Here is a 646-nt window from a genome sequence, read left to right as displayed (position 1 = left end):
AACAAATACTTAAAGGAACTAAAAGAGATCCAAAATTAAATATTGAAATTTTAGGGGAAATAGCAGAATACTTTAAAGTTATAAAGGAAAAATATAGAGAAAGTGGAATATTAAATCCAAAGGTTATGGAAACAGAACCAAAGGCCTTAACTTATCAAGTTCCAGGGGGAATGCTATCTAACTTAATGAGTCAACTTTCAGCTCAAAATGCAATGGACAAATATGAAGCAGTGCTAAGAGAAATTCCAAATGTAAGAAAAGATTTAGGTTATCCACCATTAGTAACTCCAATGTCTCAAATGGTAGGAACTCAAGCGGTGTTTAATGTTTTATTAGGTGAAAGGTATAAGGTAATTCCTAAGGAAATAAAAGAGTATGTAAGGGGAATGTATGGAAAAAGTCCAGCTCCTATAGATCCAAAAATTCAAAAGATAATAATAGGTGATGAAGTACCAGAAACTTGTAGACCAGCAGATAAAATAAAACCAGAATTAGAAAAATATAAAGCAGAAATAGGAGATTTGGCTAAATCAATGGAAGATGTACTAATGTACGCATTATTTCCAGATAACGCTAGAAAATTCTTAGAAAAAAGAGAACATCCAGAAGCAGAAATAGAAGAACATATAATAAATTTATTTGTATA

The 646-nt window shown here is 30.8% G+C and carries 1 pseudogene; it reads left to right on the top strand.

What is annotated here, in order from left to right:
* Positions 1–646, top strand: a pseudogene (locus tag GIL12_RS09980) (oxaloacetate decarboxylase subunit alpha); the annotation flags it as partial.

It is taken from the genome of Fusobacterium sp. IOR10 (assembly GCF_010367435.1).
GTDB lineage: Bacteria > Fusobacteriota > Fusobacteriia > Fusobacteriales > Fusobacteriaceae > Fusobacterium_B.
This window is presented reverse-complemented; position numbering and strand designations above follow the sequence as displayed.